This window comes from Saccharopolyspora griseoalba, assembly GCF_042665275.1.
GTDB lineage: Bacteria > Actinomycetota > Actinomycetes > Mycobacteriales > Pseudonocardiaceae > Saccharopolyspora > Saccharopolyspora griseoalba.
This window is the reverse complement of sequence record NZ_JBHTCJ010000001.1, coordinates 734,940-758,430: the sequence shown is the minus strand read 5'-3', so window position 1 is coordinate 758,430 and position 23,491 is coordinate 734,940. Positions and strand designations below refer to the sequence as shown.

Here is a 23,491-nt window from a genome sequence, read left to right as displayed (position 1 = left end):
CCAGACCACTCCCGGGTGTTCGTATAGAGAACAACTGTGCTGTATGCGAACACACTAGGGCAGCGCTCGACCCGGGTCAAGACCGAAGAGCGGGGTATGCGCTGGTGGAGCGGGTTTCGCGGGCGCCTCAGAGGTCGCCGACGGGGAGGTCGTCGCTGGGCGGCAAGCCGTCCGAGGGCACGCCGAGCACCTCCACAGCGGCCTCGGCCGCGGCGGTCGCCTGCAGGTAGCCGGTCTCGCCCCAGGCCAGCAGATCGCCCGCCTTGCCGGGGTGCACCAGCAGCCTGCGGTAGGTGCGCCCGCTGTCGGGATCCGGCGCGGCCGGGTGCGCGCGCCGGATCACCGCGGCCATCCGGACCTGGGCGTACGGCGAGATCCCGTCGTCGACGCACTGGTAGCCCAGGTAGTGCGGCTCGTGGATGTCGACGGTGACCTCCTCCATCGACTCCCGGCGCAGGATGTCGGCGTAGGACACCTCGCCCGGCTCCGGGCGTCCGCCCGGCAGGGTGTGCTTCGCGCCGTCCACGCGGATGAGCAGCCGGCCGTCCGGGGCGAACAGGAACCCGTAAACCTGCCGCACCGCCAGTCCCGCCGGAACGGCGTCGGTGTGCCAGGAGAACTTGGGCATCGGAGCGGGTCCCTTCGTGCTGCGGCCAGAAACGATCACTTTACCCCAGTCTTGCCTCGCGATCCGCCTTCGCCGCGCTGATTTCCGGCGGGCCCCGCATCCCAATTCGGACAACCCGGATGGATTCAGACGTGTGAGTTGGTTCACTTGCCGTGTTCGCCTTGGTACACCGGATCGGCCGTAACCGCCCCTAGGAGGCAACGTGGCCATCCAGGAGAACGAAACACCACGCGACGGGGCCGTCGCGCACGAGCTGCCCAGCAGGTTCCTTCCCGCCGCCAAGTACCGCGACCTGCCCGAACCCCGCGGGTTCAAGCAGATCTTCGGCGCCAGCATCATCCTCACCGCGACCGCGATCGGTTCCGGCGAGTTCGTGCTCTGGCCCTACATCACCAGCCAGGTCGGCCTGGTGCTGATGTGGGCGGCGGCACTCGGGTTCTTCATGCAGTACATCCTCAACATGGAGATCGAGCGGTACACGCTGGCCACCGGCGAGACCGCGGTCACCGGCTTCACCCGCATCTGGCCGCCGCTGGGCATCGCCATCACCGTCATAGCCGTCATCCCGAACATGTGGCCGGGGTGGGCCACCGGCGCGGCCAACATCGTCACCTACGTCGCGGGCGGCGGATCACCCGTGCCGATCGCGATCGTGGCCATGGTCGCCATCGGCAGCGCGCTGACGTTGTCCAAGGTCGTCTACAAGACCGTGGAGCGCATCGAGATGGTGCTCGTCGGCGGGATCTCGGTGTTCCTGGTCGTGGCCCTGTTCGTGGCCACCGGGCTCTCCGACTGGGCCGCCTTCGGCGCGAGCTTCGCGCACACCGGTCAACTGCCGCCGATGTCGGAGGTCGGCGGGGTGGCCGCGCTGCTGGGCGCGATCGCCTTCGCCGGTGCCGGCGGCGGCAACAACCTGGTGCAGAGCAACTGGGCGCGCGACAAGCAGATGGGCATGGGCGCGCACATGCCGCGGGTGACCTCGCCGTTCACCGGTCAGGACGAGGCCGCCGCGGGCACCGGGCACATGTTCCTCGACAGCGAGGAGAACCGGCGCCGCTGGAAGGGCTGGTGGAAGGTCGCCAACATCGAGCAGTTCGGCACCTTCTTCGTGCTCGGCCTGGCCACGCTGGTGATCATGTCGGTGGTCGCCTACGCCACCGTCTTCGGCATGGAGCTCCCCGACGACGACTTCGACTTCATCCGCGCCGAGGGCGAGGTCTTCGGCGAGCGCTTCGGCACGGCCTTCCAGATGGCCTTCTGGTGCGCGGGCGCGACCGCCCTGTTCTCCACCCAGCTGGGCATCATGGACTGGGTCAGCCGGCTGGCCGCGGACTCGGTGAAGGTCACCTTCTTCCGCACCAGCACGAAGGTCACCGAGAGCCGCATCTACTTCGCGGTGATCTGGCTGATGATCATCGCCGGTTCGTTCATCCTGCTCTCCGGGGCCGAGGAGCCGCTGGCGCTGATCCTGATCTCCTCGTCGGCGGGCGGCGTGGTGATGTTCCTGTACTCGATGCTGCTCATCGTCACCAACCGCAAGTTCCTGCCCAAGTCCATCCGGCTCGGCGGCTGGCGCATGGTGATGATGGCGGTGGCCGTGCTGTTCTACGGCTACTTCTCCATCGCCCTGCTCGTCGACCAGTTCTGAGCGCGGCTCAACGCGTCAGCACCACCCAGATCTGGCCGGGCGCCGCGGGCAGCGGCGCGCCGGCCAGATCGGTGTAGCGGGTCGCATCGGTGGGGGAGGGGCGCTCCCAGCGGCCTTCGAAGCTCCGCCCTTCGCGGAGCATCAGGATCCGCCCGCTGCCGACGGTCTCGACCACGGGGGAGGGGTTGCCCGCGGCGTCGCGGACCACCGAGTCGTGGACGTTCACGTGCTGGACGATCACCGTGGAGGCGCCGATGCGACCGGTGTTGATCGCCGCGTACGGGTCGCCGTCCATCGAGACGTTCCACAGCCGGCTCTGGTGGTTGTAGAAGAACCCGATGCGCGCCGAGGGATACCGGACCTCGTAGTTCTCCGCGGGCTGGCCGCCGTCGGGCAGCTCCCCGACCAGCGGGCGGTTGGCGCCCGGCCAGGGCTCGCCGGTGGGCAGCTGGGCGGGGTCGACGAACAGGTTGTGCGGGGTGGGCCGGGCGGGTTCGCGCGAGTAGGCCTGCGGAACCGCCTGGTCCGATCCGTCGATCAGCGGCGCCTGGTCGATCACCGGCCGGATCTCCGGGGCCACCCCGGAGTAGGCCAGCACCGGTTTGCCGAACTGCGGGAGGATCTGCGCGTCGGTCTCCCGCGCGCTGCGCACCGGCCCGATCACCGGTGGCTTGTTCTCCCCGAAGATCGCCAGCAGTCTGCTGAACCCGCCCTCGACCGGCTCGGCGAAGACCATCTCGGCCGCGGCAAGGCCCACCGGGGGTCGTCCCTCGGCCACGTTGTCGATCTTGACCGCCAGCACCGGCGGACCGTCCGGTGCACCGTGCGCCCCGCCTCCGGGGGCGGGCGCTCCGCTGGGCGGTGGCGCGGGCGCCTCGTCGCCGCGCGGTGCGGGGGAGAACAGCCCGCAGCCGCTCACCCCGAGCACCGCGAGCACCATGAGCGCTGCGCACAGCGCGCGTAATCGGCGCATCGCGGACAACCCCCTCCCGCGCGTTGACACTACGCACCCCGGCCGGATCCGCACGTCGATCGAGGTGGTGGCCTCCGAGCGGCGGTACCGGACATCGGGCGCGTCTGGTGGTGTCGGCGGCGTCGAGACGACGGCCGACGACCGAGCGGGGAGGTGAGCGCCCGATGGGGATCGAAGCATGGCGCTGGGGCTTCGGCGGCTGGGGCTTCTGAATCGGGACCCCGGGTCCGCCTCCCGGCGGCGGGCGGTGGGCACCGGCGCGCCACCGCGCCCGGCCCGCTCCCCGGCTCGATAGCCTGTGCGGGGGCACGACTCGGGGTGGAGGTTCCGATGCGCGAGATGCCGGTGGCCGTGGTGACCGGGGCGGGGTCCGGCGTGGGGCGGGTGGTCGCGCAGGCGCTGCTCGGCGCCGACTACCGGGTGGCGCTGGCGGGACGTCGCGCCGCACCGCTGAGCGAGACCGCCGGGGAGCACCCCAACGCCCGGGCGGTGCCCACCGACGTGACCGACGAGCCCTCGGTGACCGCGCTGTTCGACCAGGTCCGCGACCAGTGGGGACGGGTCGACCTGCTGATCAACAACGCCGGCACGTTCGGTCCCGCGGGTGATGTCGGCGAGCTCTCGCCAGCCGACTGGAGCGCCGTGGTGCAGGCCAACCTCACCGGCTCGTACCTGTGCGCGCACCACGCCTTCAACGCGATGAAGGAGCAGGACCCGCGCGGCGGCCGGATCATCAACAACGGCTCCATCTCGGCGCACGCCCCGCGCCCGCGCAGCGTCGCCTACACCGCCACCAAGCACGCCATCACGGGGTTGACCAAGTCGATCTCGCTGGACGGGCGGGCCCACGACATCGCCTGCGGGCAGATCGACATCGGCAACGCCGCCACCGACATGACCGCGGGCATCGCCACCGGCGCCGCCCAGGCCGACGGGACCACCCGACCTGAGCCCACCTTCGACCCGAAGCACGTCGCCGACGCGGTGCTCTACATGGCCGGGCTGCCGCTGGCGGCCAACGTCCAGTTCCTGACCATCACCGCGACCGCGATGCCCTTCATCGGCCGCGGCTGAGCGGCTCGCCGGACCCCTACCGCACGCGGATCACCGGTGCACCGGCACCGGCCGGGACGACGTGCCCGATCACCGGAGCTCCCGGGACCTCGCCGACGACCAGCAGGCCCCCGGAGGTCTGCGCGTCGGCCAGCAGCAGTCGCTCCGACTCGTCGAGACCGCCGGGATCGAGGTGCGGGGCGACCCAGTCGAGGTTGCGGCGGGTGCCGCCGCTGACGAACCCGGCCCGCGCGGCGTCCCGCGCCCCGTCGAGGTAGGGCACGGCCGCCGCGTCGACCTCCGCCGCGGTGCCCGAGGCGCGCATCATCTTGAACAGGTGGCCCAGCAGGCCGAAGCCGGTCACGTCGGTCGCGCACACCGCCCCGGCGGCCAGCGCGGCCCGCGCCGCGTCCCGGTTGAGCTCGGTCATGGCCGCCACCGCCTGCTCGAACCGCGCGCCGGTGCGCTTGTGCCGGGCGTTGAGCACCCCGATGCCCAGCGGTTTGGTCAGCGACAGCGGAAGCCCCGGGCGCGCGGAGTCGTTGCGCAACAACCGCCCCGGGTCCACCACACCGGTGACGGCCAGGCCGTACTTGGGCTCGGGATCGTCCACGCTGTGCCCGCCACCGAGGTGGCAACCGGCCTCGGCGGCGATCTGCGCGCCACCGCGCAGCACCTCGGCCGCCAGCTCGAAGGGCAGCACCTCGCGGGGCCAGCCGAGCAGGTTCACCGCCACTACCGGCGTCCCGCCCATCGCGTAGACATCCGAGAGGGCGTTGGCCGCGGCGATCCGGCCCCAGTCGAACGGGTCGTCGACCACCGGGGTGAAGAAGTCGGTCGTGGCGATCAGCCCGGTGCCCTCGGCGGTCGACACCACCGCCGCGTCGTCCCCGGTGTCCAGGCCCACCAGCAGCTGCGCCGGCGGGTCGGCGGGCTTCGGGCGCAGCTCGGCGAGCACGCCCTCCAGCTCGCCGGGCGGGATCTTGCAGGCGCACCCGCCGCCGTGCGCGTACTGGGTCAGGCGAGGTGTTTCCAGCGCGGTCATCGGCCGTCCCGTGGTTGGTGTCGGGCGTCCCGGGAAGCTCTCCCGCCGCCGAGGCTCCCGATCTCCCGCGCGCACCGCAAGCCGGGCGTCCGTGCGGGCATCCCCGATGTCCGCATCGGACGGGAACGAGCGGAGACGGACGGGAATCGAACCCGCCGCGCCGAGCTGCTCGGCGCCATCGGCTTTGAAGGCCGTGGGGGCCACCAGGCACCCTGACGTCTCCACCGCCGAGGGTAGCGGCGGAGATCAGTCCGAGCAGGTCTCGGGCAGGCCGTACCGGGTGAAGTCGACGTCGAAGAACGCCACCACGCGCCGCACCATCGCCCCGTCGAGTTCGAGCACGTTGAGCTGGAAGGCGCGGAACACCCCGTCATCGCCGCGCAGGTACATGCCGAAGGCCGGTTGACCGTTGGCACGGGTCGGCAGCAGCCGCAAGCCACCCTCGCCCGCCGGGCACTGGCGCACCCGGAGCTGCGCGATGTGCTCGCCACCGACGACCCACAAGCGGAAAGGAGGCATTTCCCAGCTCGCCTCGGCGGTGAACAGCTCGACGATCGCCGGGACGTCCTTGGACTCGAACGCGGTCACGTAGCGTTCGAGCAGCCGCTGCTGGTCGGCGGTCAGCTGCGGCGGCCGGTCGTCCTGGGACGGCGCCGCGTCGGCCAGCTGGGCGCGGGCCCGCTGCAGCACGCTGTTGACCGCGGCGGTGCTGATCCCGATCGCCTCGGCGACCTCGGCGGCGCGCCACTTGAGCACGTCGCGCAGCAGCAGCACCGCGCGCTGCCGCGCGGGCAGGTGCTGCAGCGCGGCGATGAAGGCCAGCCGGGTGCTCTCGCGCTGACCGACGATCGCGGCCGGGTCGCCGGAGTCCGGAAGCATCGCGTCGGGGAAGGGCTCCAACCACGGCACCTCGTCGGAGGCCGCGACCTTCTCGTCGGGCACGTCGTCGGCGGGTGCGCCCAGCCCGCTGGGCAGGGGCCGGCGCTTGCGGTTCTCCAGTGCCGTCAGGCAGGTGGTAGTGGCGATCTTGTGCAGCCAGGTGCGCAGCGAGCTGCGGCCCTCGAACTTCGCGTAGGCGCGCCAAGCGCGCAGGTAGGTCTCCTGCACCAGGTCCTCGGCCTCGTGCAGGGACCCGAGCATGCGGTAGCAGTGCGCGAGCAGCTCGCGCCGGTAGGGATCGGCCAGCGCGGTGAACTCATCGGAGGTCGACGGGGCGGTCGGTGTGGCCATGGGTGCGGCTCCCTCGGCTCGGACGGTCTTGACCCGATGCCGATGACGGTAGCCCAGCGCGCCGACATATCGGACGAATTCGAGTCAGCACCGACCCTCGCGCCAGTAGCCCATGAACGCCACCGCCTGCTTGGGGATGCCGTGCTCGTTGACCATCATCCGGCGCAGCCGCTTGATCACCGAGGCCTCACCGGCCAGCCAGCCGTAGACCGAACCGGACGAGCGCTCCGGGATCTCCCAGAGCACGTCGTTGTCCAGGTCGATGTCCTCGAACTCGGCGGTGGACCGGCGCGGGCGGTCGGGCAGCTCCCGCAGCACCTCGGCCACGCCTTCCTCCAGCAGCTTGCCGTGCGGCGTGGCGCCGCAGCGCGCGAACCAGCGGACTTCGACGCCGTCCGGAACCGACCACTCCTGGCGGTCGCCTGCCTCGGGGACCTCCAGGCAGGCGACGCCGCGCGCGTCGGCGGGCAGCGATTCCAGGATCGCCCCGACCGCGGGCACGGCGGTCTCGTCGCCGGCGAGCACGAGCCTCTCGGCGCACTCGGGCGGAGACCACTCGCAGCCCGAGCGGCAGTTGCCGGTGCCCGCGTCCGGGCCGATCACGCCGATGCGGTCGCCGGGCTGGGCGTTGGCGGCCCAGCCCGAGGCCGGTCCGCTGCGGCCGTGGTCGACGCCGTGCAGCACGAAGTCCACGTCGAGCTCGCGGGTCTCCGGCCGGAACGCGCGGACCGTGTAGGTGCGCAGGTCGGGTCGGGTCGCCTCGGGCAGCTGCTGCCAGCGCTGGTACCAGTCCGGCGCGTCGGGGAAGTCGTCGAGGGTGCGACCGGGCTTGGGCAGCACGACCTTGATCCGCTGGTCGTCGCCGCCGTTGCCGAAGCCGCGCAGGCAGTCGGCGGTCAGCGTGATCCGCGCGAAGCTGGGGGAGAGCCGTCGCACCCGCGTCACGGTGACGGGGAACAGCCGGAAAACGGGACGCGCCGCGCTCGGCCGCGTCCGCTGCCGGGCGATCTGCCCGGTTCGTGCCACTGCCATTCAGTACCTCCCGAGTTGCTGCTAGGTTAGCCTAGCCTTAGATCTTTGGGGAGGTAGGCTTGCGTCACACTTTTAGGGCCACTGCGGCCACCGCTGTCTCGTTGGTCGCGGTCAGCGCGCTGACCGCCTGCGGGCCGGCCGCGCCGGCGGGCGAGACCGGTTCCGGTTGGTCCTTCACCGACGATCGGGGGATCACGGTAACCCGACCGGAGCAACCCCGGCGGATCGTCGCGCAGGTGTCGGCCGCGGCGGCGCTCGAGGACTTCGGCGTCGACGTCGCCGGCACCTTCGGCCCGCTGGTTCGCGACGACGGCACCGTCGAGCCCGAGGCGGCGGGCCTCGATCCGGCGAAGGTCACCGACGTCACCGGTCCGGGCTACGGCGAGGTCAACCTCGAACGCCTGGCCTCGGTGCACCCCGACCTGGTGGTCAGCGGGAAGTACGCGGAGTACCCCGGGCTCTGGCACCTCGTCGAGGAGCAGGAGCGCAAGGTCACCGAGTTCGCCCCTACCGTCGGCGTGCAGCAGTCCGGCCTGTCGCTGCCCGAGGCCATCGGCGAGTACGAGCGGCTGGCGCGGGCGCTGGGCGGCGACGTCGACTCCGAGCGGGTCCGCGCCGACGAGCGCGCCTTCCACGCCGCCGCCGACCGGCTGCGCGGCATCGGTGAGCGGATGCGCGCCGAGGGCAGGTCGATCCTGGGCATCGGCGGCACCAAGCAGGAGTTCTTCGTGGTGGTCCCGCAGCGCAACCCCGACCTGGACTACTACGCGCGCGAGCTGGGGCTGCCGATCATCGCGCCGGAGAACCCCGACGAGGCCACCGGCGGCTACTTCGAGCGGCTGTCCTGGGAGAAGGCCGACGCCTACCGCGGGGACGTCCTGCTGTGGGACGCGCGCGAGGCCTCGATGCGCCCGGAGCAGATGAAGCGCAATCCGGTCTTCGCCGCGACCCCGGCCGCCGCGGCGAACAAGTTCGTCGAGTGGGATGCCGTGGCGCCGCTGAGCTACGCCAGCTACGCGCGGATCATGAACGAGCTCGCCGACCAGCTGGAGGCCCAGCTGGCCTGAGGACGAGCTGCGACCGGGACCGCTCGCGCGGTCGGTTCGTGAGGCGCTGCGGGGCGGGCGCGCTCAGCGCGCGCCGAGATCGCCGAGGGATTCGCGCACGGCTTCGGCGAAACCGGCCGGATCGTCGGCCCGCATCAGGTGACCGACGTCGGGCACCTCCCGATAGCTCGCCTCGGGCAGGCCGTCCAGCAGGATCTCCGAGGCCTTGCGCGGGCAGAACACGTCCTTGCCGCCGCCGACGACCACCGTTGGGCAGGTGACCTTCGACAGCAGCGGCGTCAGCGGCTCCTCGCGGAGCCCGGCCATCGCCAGCGCCGCGTTGGCGTAACCGGCTCCGTCGCCGATGCACTCGACTCGGTAGTCGCCCAGCGCCGCGGCGTCCGCGCGGGTGAGCATCTCCGCGGTGTCCGCGCGCAACGTCGCCCTGGCCGCTTCGAGGTCGCCGTCGCGGACCTGCTGCGCGCGTTCCCGGAAGAAGTCCGCGGCCGCCCGGCCCACCACCGACGAGGTGGCGATGGCCATCGCTCCGGTCACCAGCTCGGGCCGCCGCGCGGCCGCCGCGAGCACGACCGTGCCGCCCAGCGAGAACCCCGCGCAGACCGCGGGACCGGAGACCTCGGACAGGAACGCGATGAGGTCGTCGCGAAGCTGCGCGAGGTCGCCGCTGGCCCGTCCGACCGGGGTCCCGCCGTGCCCGCGCAGGTCGAGCGCGTAGGTCCGGCACCCGGTGAGCTCGTCCTGCTGCGCCTGCCAGGTGCGGTGGTCCTCGGCCAGGCCGTGCACGAACACCACCGCGGGCCCGGACCCCTCCGCCCGGTACTGCACGCGGACATCACCCAGCTCAGCGGTAGGCACGATTCGAACTCCCAGCCTCGACGATGGTGCGCTCGATTCTGCTGCGCCGGATCCCGGTGGTCCAGCACCTCGCGCTCCTCGCGCGCTGTCACGGTCCGCGGTCGCGACCCCCCGTCGGGGCGAAGACCTCCAGGGCCTCGGCACCGGTGACCCTGGCGTGCAGGAAGTGGTCGGCCCACTCGCGATGCGCGCGAACGAGGAGCTCCGGACGACCTCGTCGACGGCTCGCGCCGCGTCGAAACCGGTCGAGCGCAGCTGCACGCCCGGCCCCAGGAGCGCCCAGCGCGCCCCGGCCCGGCCGCAGGGCATCCCGACGCTGCCGGGGTTGATGACGAGTCGGCCGTGCGCGAGGCGGACGAAGGGCACGTGGGTGTGCCCGCAGACCACCGCGCGGACCTCCTGGCCGAGGCCGTCGAGGTCCTCCCGCCAGCGTTGCGGGCGGGAGTCCACCAGCACGATCTCCTCGTCGTCGCGGGGGCGTGGCGTGGCAGAACAGCACCTCGCCCAGGTCGGCCACCGGGAGGCGGACCGAGGACGGCAGGCTCGCGACGAGCTCGACGCGCTCGTCGCGCAGCTGACCGGCGGCCCAGTCGGCGATCGGGTCCGGGACCGAATCGCGCTGGCCCCGGCGCTTTTCGACGAGCTCGCGGTCGGCGTTGCCGCTGACCCGCACGAGGTGGTCGCCGATCCCGGCCAGCAGGTCGAGCACCGCAGCGGGTTGCGGACCGGCGGCGATGTCACCGGTGAGCACGATGCGCTCGGCGCTGCGCACGTCGGGTTCGGCCAGCACCACCTCCAAGGCGGGCAGGACTCCGCGGATGTCGGAGAGCACGGCTACGTCGCCTGTCACGGCCACCAGCATGCTGCGGTCGCCGCGGGCGGGCTTTGCGGTTCGCCCGCGGCGAATCCCGGTGCGCACCGGGGGAGTCGCCGCGGGCGTCGCGCCGGCTCAGGCGCCGAGGCCTCGCACCTCGGCGAGGATCTCCAGCGAGCGCAGCCAAGCCGTGCGGTCGGTGGCCGAGGACACGACCATGAGCTCGTCGGCCCGGGCGCGCTGGGCGAAGTCCCGCAGGTACGCGTCGACCTCGGAGGCGGTGCCGACCGCCGAGTACTTGGTCATGTTGTTGACCTGCGCGCCCGCGGGGGACTCCAGCAGCGCGTCGATCTGCTCGGTGGTGAGGTCGCGGCCCTGGGCGAGGATGCGGCCGGCCCGGTAGCGCTTGGCCTCCAGCGCCTGCTGCTGGGCGTACTCGGTGGTGTCCGCGGCGATCACGTTCACCCCGGCGATCACGTGGGGCTCGGCGAGCTGCTCGGAGGGTTGGAACTCCTTGCGGTAGGTCGCCACCGCCGCTTCCAGCGCGTCCGGCGCGAAGTGCGAGGCGAACGCGTAGGGCAGGCCGAGCAGCGCGGCGAGCTGCGCGCCGAACATCGACGACCCCAGGACGTACAGCGGGACGTTCGTGCCGTGGCCGGGCGTGGCGTTGACGCCCGTGATGCGCGTCTGGCCGGTCAGGTAGCCCTGCAGCTCCAGCACGTCCTGCGGGAAGGCGTCGGCCGAGGTGGGATCGCGCCGCAGCGCGCGCATGGTGCGCTGGTCGCTGCCCGGCGCGCGGCCCAGGCCCAGGTCGATGCGGCCGGGGAAGAGCGTCTCCAGGGTGCCGAACTGCTCGGCGATGGTCAGCGGGGAGTGGTTGGGCAGCATGATGCCGCCGGCGCCCAACCGGATCTTGCTGGTGTGCGCGGCGACGTGCCCGATGAGCACGCTGGTCGCCGACGAGGCGATGGTGGGCATGTTGTGGTGCTCGGCGTACCAGATCCGCCGGTAGCCCCACTGCTCGGCGTGCTGGGCGAGCTTGATGCTGTGCGCGAAGCTCTCCGCGGCGGTCTCTCCGTCGCCGATGTGGGCCAGATCCAGCACGGAGAGAGCGACAGACACGACAGACACAGCCTTTCGGACAAACCAGCAACCCGCGGGGCACCGCGCCCCGCCCAGTCGGGATCAACACGCGGCCCGCGCGGCGAATTCCTGCCGGGGGAGTGACGTGGGCCGCGGTTCGGCCGGGAGCGCGGGGTCGTGGGAATCGCCCGACCGCCGCGATCGGACTCAGTCGGCGAGCACCTGCTCGCGCAGGATGTCGGCGTGCCCGCAGTGGTGGGCCAGCTCCCGGAGGACTTGCAGGTACACCCAGCGGAGCGTTCGCGGTCCCGCTCGGTGACCGGTCACCACGGCCCCCAGCGGCAGCCCGGCGACGGCCGCCCTGGCCGCGGCGCAGGCGTCCCGGTGGGCTGCCGCGACCGAGGCGATGGTGTCGTCGGCGGAGAGCCGGAACGACTCGTCCGGGCCCGGCACCAGGCCGAGCTGCTGGCGGGGCGCGCCCCCGACGCACTCCTCGAACCAGATCCGCTGCATCCACGTGACGTGCTTGAGCAGCCCGAGCAGCGTCGTCGCCGAGGGGACCAGCCGACGCCGCGCCTGCTCCTCGGTGAGGCCGTCGAGGGTCCGCTCGACGGCACCCCGGTACTCCTCGATGAACGCGTCGAGCTGGGCGCGTTCGTCATCCAGCGGGACGTCGAACGATCCCATCGGAGCCTCCCATCCGGATGTGCGGCAGACCTCCGCGGTCGCCAGGGGTCGGCGCGCCGCTAGGGCTTGGGCGCGGGACCGGTGCTGCCGCGCACCACCAGCTCGGTGGCCAGTTCGACCCGGTTGGTCTCGAACCGGCCGGTCTCGGAGTGCCGCAGCACCATCCGCGCCGCCTCGGCGGCCATCGTGGCGACCGGCTGGTTGACCGTGGTCAGGGTCGGCGAGATCCACTGCGCCATCGGCAGGTCGTCGAAGCCGACGACGCTGATGTCGTCCGGGATGCGCAGGCCGCGCTGCTCGGCGGCGCGGTAGGCGCCCAGCGCCTCCAGGTCGTTGGCCGCGAAGATCGCCGTGGGCGGCTCGGGCAGGTCCAGCAGCTCGAGCGCGGCCGCCTCCCCGCGAGCGTAGGTGAAATCGCCGTCGGCGAGCAGGTCGTCGTCGACCGGGACGCCTGCGGCCATCAGCGCCGACCGGTAGCCGTCCAGCCGAGCGGTGCTGCACTGCAGCTGCGGTGGGCCGCCGATGAAGCCGATGCGCTGGTGGCCCTGGTCGAGCAGGTGCTCGACCGCGGTGCGCGCACCGCTCCAGTTGGTCGCGCCCACCGAGGCGACCCGCGGCTCCGGCTGCCCGAGCGAATCGATGATGATCACCGGCACGCCCAGCCCGTGCAGCTGCTCGGCGTGCCGCGGGCCCAGCTCGGTGACCGCCAGGATGATGCCGTCCGAGCGGCGCGAGGTGAGGTTGTCCAGCCAGGCCCGCTCGGTCTTGCGGCCGTCGTGCACCGCCGAGACGACCATGCCGACGCCCGCGTCGTGGGTCACGCTCTCCACGCCGCGCACTATTTCCATCGCCCACTCGTTGTCGAGGGTGTGGAAGACCAGGTCGATCAGTCCCGCGCGTCCCGTGCCGTGGCTGGCGCGCCGCGAGTAGTTGTACCGGGAGATGAGCTTCTCCACCCGCTCCCGGGTGTGGGCGGCGACCTCCGGTCGTCCGTTGAGGACCTTGGACACGGTCGGTACCGAGACACCAGCTTCCCGAGCGATGTCGCTGATGGTCACCCGGTTCTTCTTCGCCTCGGTCACCTTGCCTCCCGTCGCTCCGCCGACGTCACCGTACCTGAAAGTTTCGGCCCGCCGCCCGCACCCGGTGCCGATCAGGCTGCGCGATGCGGACCGGGGTGGTCAGCACCCGGTCCGCGCCCACCGGCCGGGTCTCCCCGACGAGCTCGAACCCGCCGGAGAGAGCCGGCTTCGCGCTGTCGCCGCCCACGTGCACCTCGATGTGACCGGCGTCGACGATGCGCCGCCCGCGCGCCCCGGTGTAGGCCGCGCGGTCGGCGTGCAGCGCGAAGGTGACCCGCCGGGAGGCGCCCGCGGGCACCGCGACCCGGCAGAAGCCGGCCAGCACCCGCACCGGGCGGGCCACCTCGGCGACCGGGTCGGACAGGTAGAGCTGCACGACCTCCTCGCCGTCGCGGTCACCCGTGTTGGTCACCGTCGCCGAGATCTCCACCTCGCCGTCGGTGGGCACCTGCTCGGCGGAGACGCGCAGCTCCGAGTACGCGTAGGTGGTGTAGGAGAGCCCGTGCCCGAACGGGTAGAGCGCGGTCGGATCCAACGAGCTGACCTCGCTGCGGGCGCCAAGCGGTGCTGTCAGGTAGGTGCCCGGGTTGCCCCCGGCCAGCGCCGGGACGGACACCGGCAGCTTGCCCGACGGGTTGACCGCCCCGGTGAGCACGTCGGCCAGCGCGGCCGCACCCGCCTCACCGGGGAAGAACGCCTGCACCACCGCAGCGCAGCGCTCGGCGATGCCGCCCAGCGCGTAGGGCCTGCCGCTGCAGACCACCAGCACCACCGGTTTCCCGGTGGCCAGCAGCTCCTCGACCAGAGCCCGCTGGTCCCCGGGCAGGTCGAGGTCGGTGGCGTCGCAGCCCTCGCCGGAGGTGCCCCGGCCGAACAGCCCGGCGCGATCGCCGACCACGGCCACCACCACGTCCGCGGCCTCGGCCGCCGATCGCGCGCCCGGCAGATCGGCTGGTCCTTCGGGCAGCTCGCAGCCCTTCAGGTAGGTCAGTTCGCGCGCCTCCTTCGCCAGTTCGTCGCGGAAGGTCGGCAGCTCGATGCCGCTGGGCCAGTCCGGGTAGGACACCCCGATGTGCGCCGGGAAGGAGTAGCAGCCCAGCAGCGCGAACGGGTCGTCGGCCAGGGGGCCGACCAGAGCGATGCTCCCCGGTTCGGCCAGCGGCAGCGTGCCGTCGTTGCGCACCAGCACCAGGGACTTGCGGGCCAGTTCGCCGGCCAGCTGCCGATTGCGCTCGGGGTCCAGGGAATCGGGTGCCTCGGCGACCTCCGGGCTCCAGTCGGCGTCGAGCAGACCCAGCTCGCACTTCTGCCGCAGCACCCGGTGCAGCGCGCGGTCCACGTAGGACTCCTCGATCGCCCCCTCGCGAACCCGCCGGGCGAGCGGTTCGACGTAGCAACGCGCGTTGGGCAGCTCCACGTCCACGCCCGCGCGCAGCGCCTTCTCGCCGGCGTGCCCGGCGTCGGTGGCCACGTTGTGCAGCTTGTGCAGGAACGACACGCCGAAGTAGTCGGCGACCACCACGCCGTCGAAGCCCAGCTCCTCGCGCAGCAGGTCGGTCAGCAGTCCCTCGTCGGCGGCCGAGGGCAGGCCGTCGACGTCGGTGTAGGAGTGCATCACCGAGCGCGCACCGCCCAGCCGCAGGGCCATCTCGAACGGCGGCAGGACGACGTCGGCGAACTCGCGCGGGCCCATGCTCACCGGGGCCAGGTTGCGGCCCGCGCGGGAGGCGGAGTAGCCGGCGAAGTGCTTGAGCGTGGCCACGATCCCGGCGGATTCGAGCCCCGCGACGTAGGCCGAGGCGAGCTCGCCGATCAGGTAGGGATCCTCGCCGATGGTCTCCTCGACGCGTCCCCAGCGCAGGTCGCGCACCACGTCGAGCACCGGGGCGAGCCCCTGGTGCACGCCCACCGAGCGCAGGTCGGCGCCGATGCGCGCGGCCATCTCGCCGACCAACCCGGGGTCGAACGCCGCGCCCCAGGCGAGCGGTACCGGGTAGGCGGTCGCGCCCCAGGCGGTGAACCCGGCCAGGCACTCCTCGTGCGCCATCGCCGGGATGCCGAAGCGGCTGGAACCGGTGATCTCGCGCTGCAGGCGGGCCAGCGCCTCGGCGCCCTTCTTCGGCTCGATCGGCGCGCTGCCGAACACCCGGGTCAGCTGCCCGAGGCCGTTGGTGATCATCTCCTCCCACGGCGGGGTGTCGTCGGCGAAGTCCTCCTGGTGCGGGGCGACGCGCTCCTCGGCGCCGGAGACGTAGATCCACATCCCGACGAGCTGGTTGAGCTTCTCCTCCAACGTCATTCGCGAGACCAGGTCGGTGACCCGCTGGTCAACCGGCAGCGAGCGATCGCGGAAGGGCGGGTTCTGCTCGGTCGGGCGCGACTGCGGCATGTGCGGTGACTCCCGTCGTGATGGGTGGTACTCGATCCGGAGCATAGTTTCAGAAAATTTCAGGAACAACCTCGGGTAGCTGGCTCGTGTCGATCGTCAGGTTGCCACGCTGAGCCGGTGAAAGCCGCGCCTGACGGCCAGGGGATTCCCATAGCGACGCCGATGAAAGTTTTTGAAAACGAGTCTTGTCCGGTTCTCGTCGGCTGCGGTACCGTCTCGCCGTCCAAACGGCCGGTGATCCCGGTCTTGGAACTCCGGAGAGTCCGCAACGGTGCGAAGACGTAGGAGTGACGATGCGTGGAAGGCTGCGCCGCCTGTGCGCGATCGGGGCGGCCCTGGCGGTGTCGGTGGCGGCCAGCGGGTGCGCCGCGCTGTTGCCGCCCAGCGAGGGCAGCGGTGGAGCGCTGACCTCCTGGGCGATCAGCGGTGGTGGTGAGGAAGAGCTGATGCCCACCGAGGCCGAGGCGTTCGAGCAGCGCACCGGTCAGCCGATGAGGACCCAGTTCTTCCAGAACGACCCCTACAAGAACAAGCTCTGGGTCTCGATGGGGTCCGGGAGCCCGCCGGACACCTTCTTCGGCTGGGGCGGGGGAGCGCTGGAGGCCTTCATCGACGCGGGCAAGGTCGTCGACCTCGGCCCGGAGATGCGGAAGCACCCGGAATGGCGCGACAAGTTCCTGCCCAGCGTGATGAGCCCGGTTCAGCTGCAGGGCGGGACCCACGGAGTTCCCATCGGCGGGATCCAGCCCGTGATGATGTTCTACAACAAGGACGTCTTCGAGCAGGTCGGCGCGCAACCACCCAAGACCTGGGGCGAGCTGATCGACCTCATCCCGAAGTTCAAGGAAGCCGGGATCCTGCCCATCTCGCTCGGCGGAGCCGACTCCTGGACCTACCTGATGTGGGAGGAGGCCATCGTCGACCGGGTCGCCGGCGCGCAGGCCTTCCAGGACGTGGTCGACGGCAAGCCCGGCGCCTGGATGAATCCCGACATCATCAAGGCCAACCAGATGCTGCAGGACCTGGTGGACATGGGTGCCTTCGGCAACTCCTTCTCCTCCACCAGCGCCGAGCTCGGCACCCAGCGCGCGCTCCTCAGCAGCGGCAAGGCGGCCATGATGCTCCACCTCGGCTCGGCCTACTCCGAGCTGCTCGGTGACGACGAGCAGTGGGTGCGCGAAGGCAACCTCGGCTGGTCGGCGTTCCCCGCGGTCCGGGGCGGCAAGGGCGACCCGAACAACCTCGTCGGCAACCCCACCACGTTCATGTCGGTCACCAAGGGCCCGCAGCAGGAGCAGACCATCGACTACCTGCGCGAGGAGCTCTCCAGCGATCGGTTCGTGCAGGGGCGGCTCGAGCGCGGCGACGTCCCGCCGGTGCACGGCATCGAGGACGAGCTGCAGAAGTCCGAGGACCGCGAGTTCCTCACCGACGTCTACGAGCTGACCGAGAAGGCTCCCCACTTCCAGCAGTCCTGGGACCAGGCGCTGGCTCCTCGCCCGGCCCAGGAAGTCCTGGTCAACCTGCAGAAGCTCTTCCTCAAGCAGATCACGCCCGTTGAGTTCTCCCAGGCGATGGAGGAGGTTTCGCGATGACCGCGACCGAGGCGCTTCGCCCGGCAGCGCACACTCCCGCCGGGACACCTCGCCGAGCACCGCGGAGGCACTGGACCGAACCGTCGACCTGGTTCGCCGCACCCGCGCTGATCTTCTTCGCGGCGTTCGTGGTCGTGCCGATCGTCGTCGTGCTCGTGCTGTCGATGACCGAGTGGAACGGCATCTCCGCGCCCGCGTTCAACAACGGCGGCAACTGGACGGAGATGCTCACCGATTCCGGCATGTGGCACTCGATCTGGGTGTCGCTGGTCGTGATGGTGCTGTGCTGGGCCGTGCAGACCCCGATCAGCATCCTGCTCGGCGTCTACGTCGCCGGGCAGCAGCGCAGCCGCGCCGTGCTGGCCTCGCTGTTCTTCCTCCCGCTGGTGCTGTCCTCGACCGGCATCGGCATCGTGTGGCGCAACCTGCTCGACCCGGACTTCGGCGTGCTCGCCGCGCTCGGCCTGCCCGACGTCAACCTGCTCGGCGACACCGATCGCGCGCTCTACGTGCTGATCTTCGTGGTGAGCTGGCAGTTCATCCCGTTCCACACGCTGCTCTACCAAGCCGGCGTGCGGCAGATCCCCAAGCAGCTCTACGAGGCCGCCGAGATCGACGGGGCGAGCCCGCTGCAGAAGTTCTTCACCATCACCCTGCCGCAGCTGCGCAACACGATCATCACCTCCAGCACCTTGATGCTGGTCGGGTCGCTGACCTACTTCGACCTGTTCTACGTGCTGGCCGAGGGCGGTCCGGGCGACGCCACCCGCATCCTGCCGGTGAACATGTACGTGATCGGTTTCCAGCAGTACGAGCTCGGCTACGCCAGCGCGGTCGCGCTGATCCTGGTCGCGGTGGGCACCGCGCTCTCGGTGGGGTTGACCAAGTACTCCGGCTTCGCCCGGATGCGCAGTGAGCAGGAGGGCGCGTGATGCGGAGTTTCCGGGGCGTGCTGCCCAATCTCGGTGCGATCGTGTGGACCCTGGTCGTGGCCATCCCGCTGTACTACGTGGTCGTCACCAGCCTGCGCACCGCCGACGACGTGACCGGGGCGAACCCGCTGTCGCTGCCGTCGTCGCCGACGCTGGGCAACTACGCCGACGTGTTCGGCAACGGGTTCGCGACGTACCTGTTCAACAGCGTGCTGGCCACCGGTCTGACCGTGGTCGTGGTGCTGATCGTGGCGCTGATGGCCGCCTACGTGGTGGTGCGCGGAAGGCGGCGCCGGCACCGCCGGCTGTTCCAGCTGTTCCTGGCCGGGCTGGCGATCCCGCTGCAGGCCACGATCATCCCGGTGTACGTGATCCTGGTGCAGATGGGCCTCTACGACAGCCTGCTGGCCATCGTGCTGCCCTCGATCGCCTTCGCGATGCCGCTGTCGGTGCTCATCCTGAGCAACTTCCTGCGCGACATCCCCGAGGAGCTCTACGAGTCGATGTGCCTGGACGGAGCCGGGCAGTTCCGGGTGCTGCTGAACCTGGTGCTGCCGCTGTCCCGGCCCGCGCTGCTCGCCGTCGGGATCTACCAGGCGCTGCAGGTGTGGAACGGGCTGCTCTTCCCGCTGATCCTCACCCAGCGGGAGGAGGCCTCGATGCTCCCGCTGATGCTGTGGAACTTCCAGGGCCAGTACACCACCAACGTGCCCGCGATCATGGCCGCGGTGGTGCTCTCGGCGCTGCCGGTGCTGGTGCTCTACATCCTCGGCAGGAGGCTGCTTGTCGCGGGGCTCACCGCCGGTGCCGGCAAGTGATCGGAAGTGTTGACCGGCGATCGTTCGGGACTATAACTTTTTCGACAAGAGGGCATTTCCGAGAGGTTTCCCGACCACGTTGCCCGACTGCGCGGTGAGCGGTCGCCACCGCCGCGGACCTGGCCGGCGCTCGTCCCGATCGGACGGGCGCCGGTCGCCGCGGTGCTGCCGGGCGCTTGGCGGCGTCGCGCGGGTGCGCGTCGCGGGTCGTCGACCCGTCCTGGGAGTGCGCCGCGGCGCACGCGAAGAGGAAGGCTGAGATGCTCGGATCGCGCAAGCTGCGTGCCGCGGTGATCGGCACCGGAGGCATCGCCCAGCAGAGCCACGTCCCCGCGCTGAAGTCCGCCGCCGACGAGGTCGAGGTGGTCGCCGCGGTCGACGTCGACGCCGACCGGCTGGCGCGCTTCCAGGCGACCAACCTCATCGAGACCGGCTACCGCGACGTCGCCGAGATGCTCACCAGCGAGAAACCAGACCTGGTGCACGTGTGCACCCCGCCGGCCGCGCACGTCGCACCCGTCGAGCAGTGCCTGCGCGCGGGCGCGTGGGTGCTCGTCGAGAAGCCGGCCTGCCTGTCGCTGGCCGAGTTCGACCGCATCGCCGCCGCCGAGACCGAGGGCGGTGCCTACGCCAGCATCGTCTGCCAGCACCGCTTCGGCTCCGCCGGGCGGCACGCCGCCGAGCTGCTGTCCTCCGGGGAGCTGGGCAGGCCGCTGGTGGCCGACTGCCGGACGACCTGGTACCGCGGGCACGACTACTACGAGGTGCCCTGGCGGGGGAAGTGGCGCACCGAGGGCGGCGGGCCCACCATGGGGCACGGGATCCACCAGATGGACCTGCTGCTGGCGCTGCTGGGCGACTGGGCGGAGATCCGGGCCATGGCCGCGCGGCTGGACCGCGACGTGGAGACCGAGGACGTCTCGGTGGCCAGCGTGCGCTTCGAGAGCGGCGCGGTCGCCAGCATCGTCAACAGCGTGCTCAGCCCGCGCCAGGAGAGCTACATCCGCATCGACTGCACCGACGCCACCGTCGAGCTCACCCACCTCTACGGGTACGGCAACGAGGACTGGCGCTACACCCCCGCCGAGCACGTCACCGATCCCGCGCGCATCGGCCGGTGGCGCACGCCGCCGGGCCAGGAGCGCAGCTCGCACGCCGCGCAGCTGGAACGCGTGCTCGACGCGATGCGGGACGGGCGCCGACCGCCCGCCAGCGGTGCCGATGCGCGGCGGACCATGGAGCTGGTCACCGGCCTGTACCGCTCGGCGCTGACCGGCACGTCGGTGCGCCGCGCCGACCTCACCGCCGAGGACCCCTTCTACCACGACCTGCACGGGGAGGTGCCCGATTGGGCGCCGACGCGCGAGGGGGCCGAGGCATGACCGAGCCGATGTCGGTGGTGCACGAGCTGGACTCCGCGCTGAGCGTGCGGGCAGGCGGCGTCGAGCTGCTGCGCTACGTCTACCGCGACGACACGGCGGCGCGCGAGTGCCCCGCACCGCACTTCCACCCGCTGCGCGCCCTCAGCGGTGAGGTCGTCACCGGGCACCGGCCGCACGACCACCGCTGGCACAAGGGCCTGGCGATGACCGCCTCGCACCTGTCCGGGCAGAACTTCTGGGGCGGTGGGACGTTCACCGAGGGAGCGCCCGGCTCGGGCTACGTCGACCTGCCCAACGTCGGTGCGCTGCGGCACCGCGAGTTCCGGTCCCTGCAGACCGGCGAGCGCCCCGGGTTCACCGAGCGCGTGGACTGGGTCACCGCCGACGGCGAGCGCTGGATCGACGAGACCCGCAGCGTGCGGGTGGAACTCGTGCGCGGGGAGGCCAGCGGTTGGCTGCTGGACTTCGCCACCGAGCTGACCAACGTCCGCGGCGAACCGCTGGAGTTCGGCAGCCCCACGGTCTTCGGCCGGGAGCTCGCCGGGTACTGCGGGTTCTTCTGGCGCGGGCCGCGCTCGTTCACCGGGGGAGCCGTCGTCTCGCCCGGTGGGGACTCGGCGCAGGCGATGATGGGAACCGCCGCGCCGTGGCTGGCCTTCGTCGGAAAGCACGACGGGACCGACGAGATCTCCACCATGCTGTTCGACGACCACCCGGACAACCCGGTGCCCGAGCGGCGGTGGTTCGTGCGCAGCGAACCGTTCCCGGTGGTCAACCCGTCGCTGGCGTTCTACGACCCGTTGGAGCTGGCCGACGGCGACGCGCTGCCGCTGCGCTACCGGCTCGTGGTGCTCGACGGCGCGCTGGACCGCGCGCAGCTGGAATCCGTGCTGGAGCGAAACCCGTGGGAGTCGCCGTGAGCTACCCGTTCCCGCTTCCCGGCGCCGTCGGGATTTCCCACCTGCAGGCCTACGACTGGCCGGCGGCCGACGAGGTCTGCGGCGGCAGCCCGCACGTGCACCTGGTGTGCACCGAGGCGTACGTGGTCACCGGCGGCCGGGGAGCTGTGCAGACGCTGACCGCCGACGGTTACCGGGAAACCCCGCTGGAAGCCGGTTCGATCGCCTGGTTCGGTCCCGGCGCGGTGCACCGCATGATCGACCAGGACGCGCTGCGGGTCACGGTCATCATGCAGAACAGCGGCCTGCCCGAGGCGGGTGATGCGGTGTTCACCTTCCCACCGGGGTTCCTCGCCGACCCGGAGACCTACGCCGAGGCGGCGACGCTGCCGGCCAAGGAGGGGCCGGAGGCCGAACGCGCCGCCCGACGGCGCCGCGATCTTGCCGTGGCCGGCTACCTCGAACTGCGCGAAGCGCTCCAGGACGGCGACAGCCGCCCGCTGCGCGAGTTCCAACGATCCGCGGCTCGCCTGGTGGCCCCGAAGCTCGACGACTGGCTCCCGCGCTGGCGGGACGGTGCCCTCGCCGCGGCCGAGCGCACCGGCGAGCAGATCCAGGCCCTGGCCGAGGGCGACTCCAGCCACCTCACCGCGGCGAAGGTCCAGGTCGCCACCCCGACCCGCCAGGCGGGCCTCGGCATGTGCGGCCACCGCCAGGAGTACGAACTCCCCGGAGCCACCCTCCCGCACGACCCCTGATCCCAGCAGTTCGGCCGACAACCGCACGCCAGGGTGCGTGCGGTTGTCGGCCGAACTGCTGTTGGCGGAGGGCGTCAGCCGAGCTCGGGTAGCAGCGATCGGAGCGTTCGCAGCCGGGCGTCGACCCGCGCGGACGGAGTCGAGGCGGCGAACGCCTGCGCGCGTTCGGCGGCGTCGCGCGCGGCGTCCAGATCACCGGCACGTGCGTGCGCTTCGACCAGCCAGGACAGGTAGAGAGCCGACTCGCGCGCATGCTCGCTCGGGTACTGCGACACCGCGTTGGTCAGCAGCGGCTCGGCCCGGGCGGGCCTGCCGAGCTCGATCAGGCACCGCCCGGCCATCACGTCGATCTCGTTGCGGTCGAGCCAGTAGACCCATTCCGGTTCGGCTCCCGGGTCTTCGCGACGGTCGTAGGCGTCGTCGACGGAGTACAACGCCCGCCGAGCGGCGTCGGCGTCCGCGGCCCGGGCAGCAGCCCACGCCACGCGTTCGAGCAGCAGCGCCCGAACGACCGGAGTCGCTTCGGGCGCGCCGGTGACGGCCGTGCGGGAGAGCAGCAGCGCGTCGCGCGGGTCGCCGACGTTGGCCACCTGGTAGCTCAGGCTCGACAGCAACTGCCTGCCCAGCACGCGATCTCCCGCGCCCTGCGCAGCGCGCGCACACCGTCGAGGTAGGGCCGTCGAGCCTCCGCGCACCGTCCGGCGTCGCTGGCGATCCAACCCGCGAGCTGCGCGAGTTCACCAACGACGATGCCCAACCGGCGGCCGAGCTCGTCCGGGAAGCGAGCTTCGTGGAGGAGGCGGCTGGCGTCGTCGAGCTCTCGCGTGACAGCTGGCAGCAGGTTCAGGTGGCCGACCACGTCATCGAGATGTCGCAGCTCGATGACCCGCTGCTCGATCTCGCGGACCAGCGACTCACCGATCAACCGTCCGGAGCCGAGATGCGTCCCGACGGGCGAATCGCCGACCAACCACTCGTGGGCGATGCGCACCGGGTCAGCTGGAGCGCGGCGCACCGCCACCCCGAGGACTTGCTCATAAGCCTCGGTGACCTCGGTGGCCTCCGGCCGCTTCCCGGTCTCGACCATGCTCAGGTACGACTTCGAGAGGTGCGTGCGTTGCGCCATGCGCGTGAGGCTCAATCCGGCCGCCTCCCTGGCGGCCCGCAGAGATTCGCCCGCGATCATCGCACCAGCCCCCGCTGTGAGCACGAGTGAACAGCCCAACCCTGCTGATCGCGCTACGTGCTTTCGAAATTGCCAACAGCGGTCCGCGCCGGAGACCGCGCGTTGGAGGAACTGAAGCGGAACAGGGGAGTGACGATGTCGATGGCACGTGCAGGGGCCCGCCACGCGTTCGGCGGAGCGCCGTTGGAGGTCGCCTCGTGGGCCACCTCGGCGTGCGGTGGGGACTTCGGCTTGGCGATGCCCAGCGAGATGGACTGGATCCTCGCACCGACGTGCCCTGCCTGCCACGAGTTCCTCAAAGAACCCCACGACGTGGCCGAGCGCTCTTAGCGACC

Annotated in this window: 22 protein-coding genes, 1 tRNA gene and 1 pseudogene; 10 read left to right on the top strand and 14 right to left on the bottom strand. The window is 71.6% G+C overall.

Features of this window, described 5'->3' with window-relative positions:
- Positions 1-127 precede the first annotated feature (127 nt).
- A complete protein-coding gene (locus tag ACFQRI_RS03530; RefSeq protein ID WP_380664301.1) occupies positions 128-628 on the bottom strand; it encodes an NUDIX domain-containing protein in 501 nt (166 codons plus the stop codon).
- A 202-nt stretch (positions 629-830) separates the two neighbouring features.
- On the opposite strand from ACFQRI_RS03530, the gene ACFQRI_RS03525 reads away from it, so the two are divergent.
- Positions 831-2,276: an Nramp family divalent metal transporter gene (locus ACFQRI_RS03525; RefSeq protein WP_380664299.1), complete on the top strand. Its 1,446-nt coding sequence runs from the start codon at positions 831-833 to the stop codon at positions 2,274-2,276.
- Between the two features lie 7 nt (positions 2,277-2,283).
- Here the strand turns inward: ACFQRI_RS03525 and ACFQRI_RS03520 are convergent, their stop codons facing one another.
- Entirely contained in the window at positions 2,284-3,249 is a 966-nt protein-coding gene (locus ACFQRI_RS03520; RefSeq protein WP_380664297.1) for a DUF3048 domain-containing protein, read from the bottom strand.
- 330 nt (positions 3,250-3,579) lie between these two features.
- Between ACFQRI_RS03520 and ACFQRI_RS03515 the strand changes: the two genes are divergently transcribed.
- Complete coding sequence (locus tag ACFQRI_RS03515) at positions 3,580-4,323, top strand: SDR family oxidoreductase (RefSeq protein ID WP_380664295.1); 744 nt, start codon at positions 3,580-3,582, stop codon at positions 4,321-4,323.
- Positions 4,324-4,339: 16 nt separating this feature from the next.
- On the opposite strand, the gene selD is transcribed toward ACFQRI_RS03515, so the two are convergent.
- The 4 genes from selD to ACFQRI_RS03495 form a co-directional block, all read right to left on the bottom strand.
- The gene (selD, locus tag ACFQRI_RS03510; protein WP_380664293.1) at positions 4,340-5,347 is read right to left on the bottom strand and encodes a selenide, water dikinase SelD; all 1,008 of its coding nucleotides are present in this window, start codon (positions 5,345-5,347) and stop codon (positions 4,340-4,342) included.
- Positions 5,348-5,477: 130 nt separating this feature from the next.
- Positions 5,478-5,570: transfer RNA gene (locus ACFQRI_RS03505), tRNA-Sec, on the bottom strand.
- Positions 5,571-5,593: 23 nt separating this feature from the next.
- Positions 5,594-6,577, bottom strand: a complete 984-nt coding sequence (locus ACFQRI_RS03500; protein ID WP_380664291.1) for a sigma-70 family RNA polymerase sigma factor — start codon at positions 6,575-6,577, stop codon at positions 5,594-5,596.
- 84 nt (positions 6,578-6,661) lie between these two features.
- Complete coding sequence (locus tag ACFQRI_RS03495; RefSeq protein WP_380664289.1) at positions 6,662-7,609, bottom strand: siderophore-interacting protein; 948 nt, start codon at positions 7,607-7,609, stop codon at positions 6,662-6,664.
- Positions 7,610-7,710: 101 nt separating this feature from the next.
- Here ACFQRI_RS03495 and ACFQRI_RS03490 point away from each other — a divergent pair, with 101 nt between their 5' ends.
- Positions 7,711-8,676 carry an ABC transporter substrate-binding protein gene (locus tag ACFQRI_RS03490; protein ID WP_380664287.1) on the top strand — a complete coding sequence of 322 codons (966 nt, stop codon included), beginning with the start codon at positions 7,711-7,713 and terminating at the stop codon, positions 8,674-8,676.
- A gap of 63 nt (positions 8,677-8,739) precedes the next feature.
- On the opposite strand, the gene ACFQRI_RS03485 is transcribed toward ACFQRI_RS03490, so the two are convergent.
- The 6 genes and pseudogenes from ACFQRI_RS03485 to ACFQRI_RS03460 form a co-directional block, all read right to left on the bottom strand.
- On the bottom strand, positions 8,740-9,531 hold the full coding sequence (locus ACFQRI_RS03485) for an alpha/beta fold hydrolase (protein WP_380664588.1): 792 nt from the start codon (positions 9,529-9,531) through the stop codon (positions 8,740-8,742).
- 348 nt (positions 9,532-9,879) lie between these two features.
- A pseudogene (locus ACFQRI_RS03480) lies at positions 9,880-9,981 on the bottom strand (metallophosphoesterase family protein); the annotation flags it as partial.
- Between the two features lie 499 nt (positions 9,982-10,480).
- Positions 10,481-11,467 (bottom strand): LLM class flavin-dependent oxidoreductase, encoded by a 987-nt coding sequence (locus ACFQRI_RS03475; protein ID WP_380664285.1) that lies wholly within the window; start codon positions 11,465-11,467, stop codon positions 10,481-10,483.
- 168 nt (positions 11,468-11,635) lie between these two features.
- Positions 11,636-12,115, bottom strand: a complete 480-nt coding sequence (locus ACFQRI_RS03470) for a DinB family protein (RefSeq protein ID WP_380664284.1) — start codon at positions 12,113-12,115, stop codon at positions 11,636-11,638.
- Between the two features lie 59 nt (positions 12,116-12,174).
- On the bottom strand, positions 12,175-13,197 hold the full coding sequence (locus ACFQRI_RS03465; protein ID WP_380664282.1) for a LacI family DNA-binding transcriptional regulator: 1,023 nt from the start codon (positions 13,195-13,197) through the stop codon (positions 12,175-12,177).
- 25 nt (positions 13,198-13,222) lie between these two features.
- Complete coding sequence (locus ACFQRI_RS03460; protein WP_380664280.1) at positions 13,223-15,586, bottom strand: beta-xylosidase/alpha-l-arabinosidase; 2,364 nt, start codon at positions 15,584-15,586, stop codon at positions 13,223-13,225.
- 293 nt (positions 15,587-15,879) lie between these two features.
- Between ACFQRI_RS03460 and ACFQRI_RS03455 the strand changes: the two genes are divergently transcribed.
- From ACFQRI_RS03455 to ACFQRI_RS03430, 6 genes are all read left to right on the top strand, one after another.
- Positions 15,880-17,181: an ABC transporter substrate-binding protein gene (locus ACFQRI_RS03455; RefSeq protein WP_380664278.1), complete on the top strand. Its 1,302-nt coding sequence runs from the start codon at positions 15,880-15,882 to the stop codon at positions 17,179-17,181.
- A complete protein-coding gene (locus ACFQRI_RS03450; protein ID WP_380664276.1) occupies positions 17,178-18,113 on the top strand; it encodes a carbohydrate ABC transporter permease in 936 nt (311 codons plus the stop codon). Before ACFQRI_RS03455 ends, ACFQRI_RS03450 begins: the two co-directional genes overlap by 4 nt.
- Positions 18,113-18,931, top strand: coding sequence for a carbohydrate ABC transporter permease (locus ACFQRI_RS03445; protein WP_380664274.1), 819 nt, complete (start codon positions 18,113-18,115; stop codon positions 18,929-18,931). Before ACFQRI_RS03450 ends, ACFQRI_RS03445 begins: the two co-directional genes overlap by 1 nt.
- Positions 18,932-19,191: 260 nt before the next feature.
- Positions 19,192-20,313 (top strand): Gfo/Idh/MocA family protein, encoded by a 1,122-nt coding sequence (locus ACFQRI_RS03440; RefSeq protein WP_380664272.1) that lies wholly within the window; start codon positions 19,192-19,194, stop codon positions 20,311-20,313.
- Positions 20,310-21,233 (top strand): DUF6807 domain-containing protein, encoded by a 924-nt coding sequence (locus ACFQRI_RS03435; RefSeq protein ID WP_380664270.1) that lies wholly within the window; start codon positions 20,310-20,312, stop codon positions 21,231-21,233. Before ACFQRI_RS03440 ends, ACFQRI_RS03435 begins: the two co-directional genes overlap by 4 nt.
- Complete coding sequence (locus ACFQRI_RS03430) at positions 21,230-21,970, top strand: cupin domain-containing protein (RefSeq protein WP_380664268.1); 741 nt, start codon at positions 21,230-21,232, stop codon at positions 21,968-21,970. The genes ACFQRI_RS03435 and ACFQRI_RS03430 overlap by 4 nt, the downstream gene beginning before the upstream one ends.
- Before the next feature lie 74 nt (positions 21,971-22,044).
- Here ACFQRI_RS03430 and ACFQRI_RS03425 read toward each other — a convergent pair whose 3' ends face one another.
- Both ACFQRI_RS03425 and ACFQRI_RS03420 read right to left on the bottom strand, forming a co-directional pair.
- Complete coding sequence (locus ACFQRI_RS03425) at positions 22,045-22,599, bottom strand: hypothetical protein (protein ID WP_380664266.1); 555 nt, start codon at positions 22,597-22,599, stop codon at positions 22,045-22,047.
- Positions 22,569-23,156 carry a helix-turn-helix domain-containing protein gene (locus tag ACFQRI_RS03420; protein ID WP_380664264.1) on the bottom strand — a complete coding sequence of 196 codons (588 nt, stop codon included), beginning with the start codon at positions 23,154-23,156 and terminating at the stop codon, positions 22,569-22,571. Before ACFQRI_RS03420 ends, ACFQRI_RS03425 begins: the two co-directional genes overlap by 31 nt.
- A gap of 141 nt (positions 23,157-23,297) precedes the next feature.
- Here ACFQRI_RS03420 and ACFQRI_RS03415 point away from each other — a divergent pair, with 141 nt between their 5' ends.
- Positions 23,298-23,486, top strand: coding sequence for a hypothetical protein (locus ACFQRI_RS03415; RefSeq protein WP_380664262.1), 189 nt, complete (start codon positions 23,298-23,300; stop codon positions 23,484-23,486).
- Positions 23,487-23,491: the final 5 nt, after the last annotated feature.

Excerpts from the sequence above, each read along its gene's own strand:
- ACFQRI_RS03460 (WP_380664280.1), bottom strand. The coding sequence starts at position 15,586 with ATGCCGCAGTCGCGCCCGACCGAGCAGAACCCGCCCTTCCGCGATCGC.
- ACFQRI_RS03515 (WP_380664295.1), top strand. The coding sequence starts at position 3,580 with ATGCGCGAGATGCCGGTGGCCGTGGTGACCGGGGCGGGGTCCGGCGTG.
- ACFQRI_RS03495 (WP_380664289.1), bottom strand. The coding sequence starts at position 7,609 with ATGGCAGTGGCACGAACCGGGCAGATCGCCCGGCAGCGGACGCGGCCG.
- ACFQRI_RS03415 (WP_380664262.1), top strand. The coding sequence starts at position 23,298 with ATGGCACGTGCAGGGGCCCGCCACGCGTTCGGCGGAGCGCCGTTGGAG.
- ACFQRI_RS03455 (WP_380664278.1), top strand. The coding sequence starts at position 15,880 with ATGCGTGGAAGGCTGCGCCGCCTGTGCGCGATCGGGGCGGCCCTGGCG.
- ACFQRI_RS03450 (WP_380664276.1), top strand. The coding sequence starts at position 17,178 with ATGACCGCGACCGAGGCGCTTCGCCCGGCAGCGCACACTCCCGCCGGG.
- ACFQRI_RS03440 (WP_380664272.1), top strand. The coding sequence starts at position 19,192 with ATGCTCGGATCGCGCAAGCTGCGTGCCGCGGTGATCGGCACCGGAGGC.
- ACFQRI_RS03420 (WP_380664264.1), bottom strand. The coding sequence starts at position 23,156 with ATGATCGCGGGCGAATCTCTGCGGGCCGCCAGGGAGGCGGCCGGATTG.
- ACFQRI_RS03435 (WP_380664270.1), top strand. The coding sequence starts at position 20,310 with ATGACCGAGCCGATGTCGGTGGTGCACGAGCTGGACTCCGCGCTGAGC.
- ACFQRI_RS03520 (WP_380664297.1), bottom strand. The coding sequence starts at position 3,249 with ATGCGCCGATTACGCGCGCTGTGCGCAGCGCTCATGGTGCTCGCGGTG.
- selD (WP_380664293.1), bottom strand. The coding sequence starts at position 5,347 with ATGACCGCGCTGGAAACACCTCGCCTGACCCAGTACGCGCACGGCGGC.
- ACFQRI_RS03470 (WP_380664284.1), bottom strand. The coding sequence starts at position 12,115 with ATGGGATCGTTCGACGTCCCGCTGGATGACGAACGCGCCCAGCTCGAC.
- ACFQRI_RS03445 (WP_380664274.1), top strand. The coding sequence starts at position 18,113 with ATGCGGAGTTTCCGGGGCGTGCTGCCCAATCTCGGTGCGATCGTGTGG.
- ACFQRI_RS03530 (WP_380664301.1), bottom strand. The coding sequence starts at position 628 with ATGCCCAAGTTCTCCTGGCACACCGACGCCGTTCCGGCGGGACTGGCG.
- ACFQRI_RS03500 (WP_380664291.1), bottom strand. The coding sequence starts at position 6,577 with ATGGCCACACCGACCGCCCCGTCGACCTCCGATGAGTTCACCGCGCTG.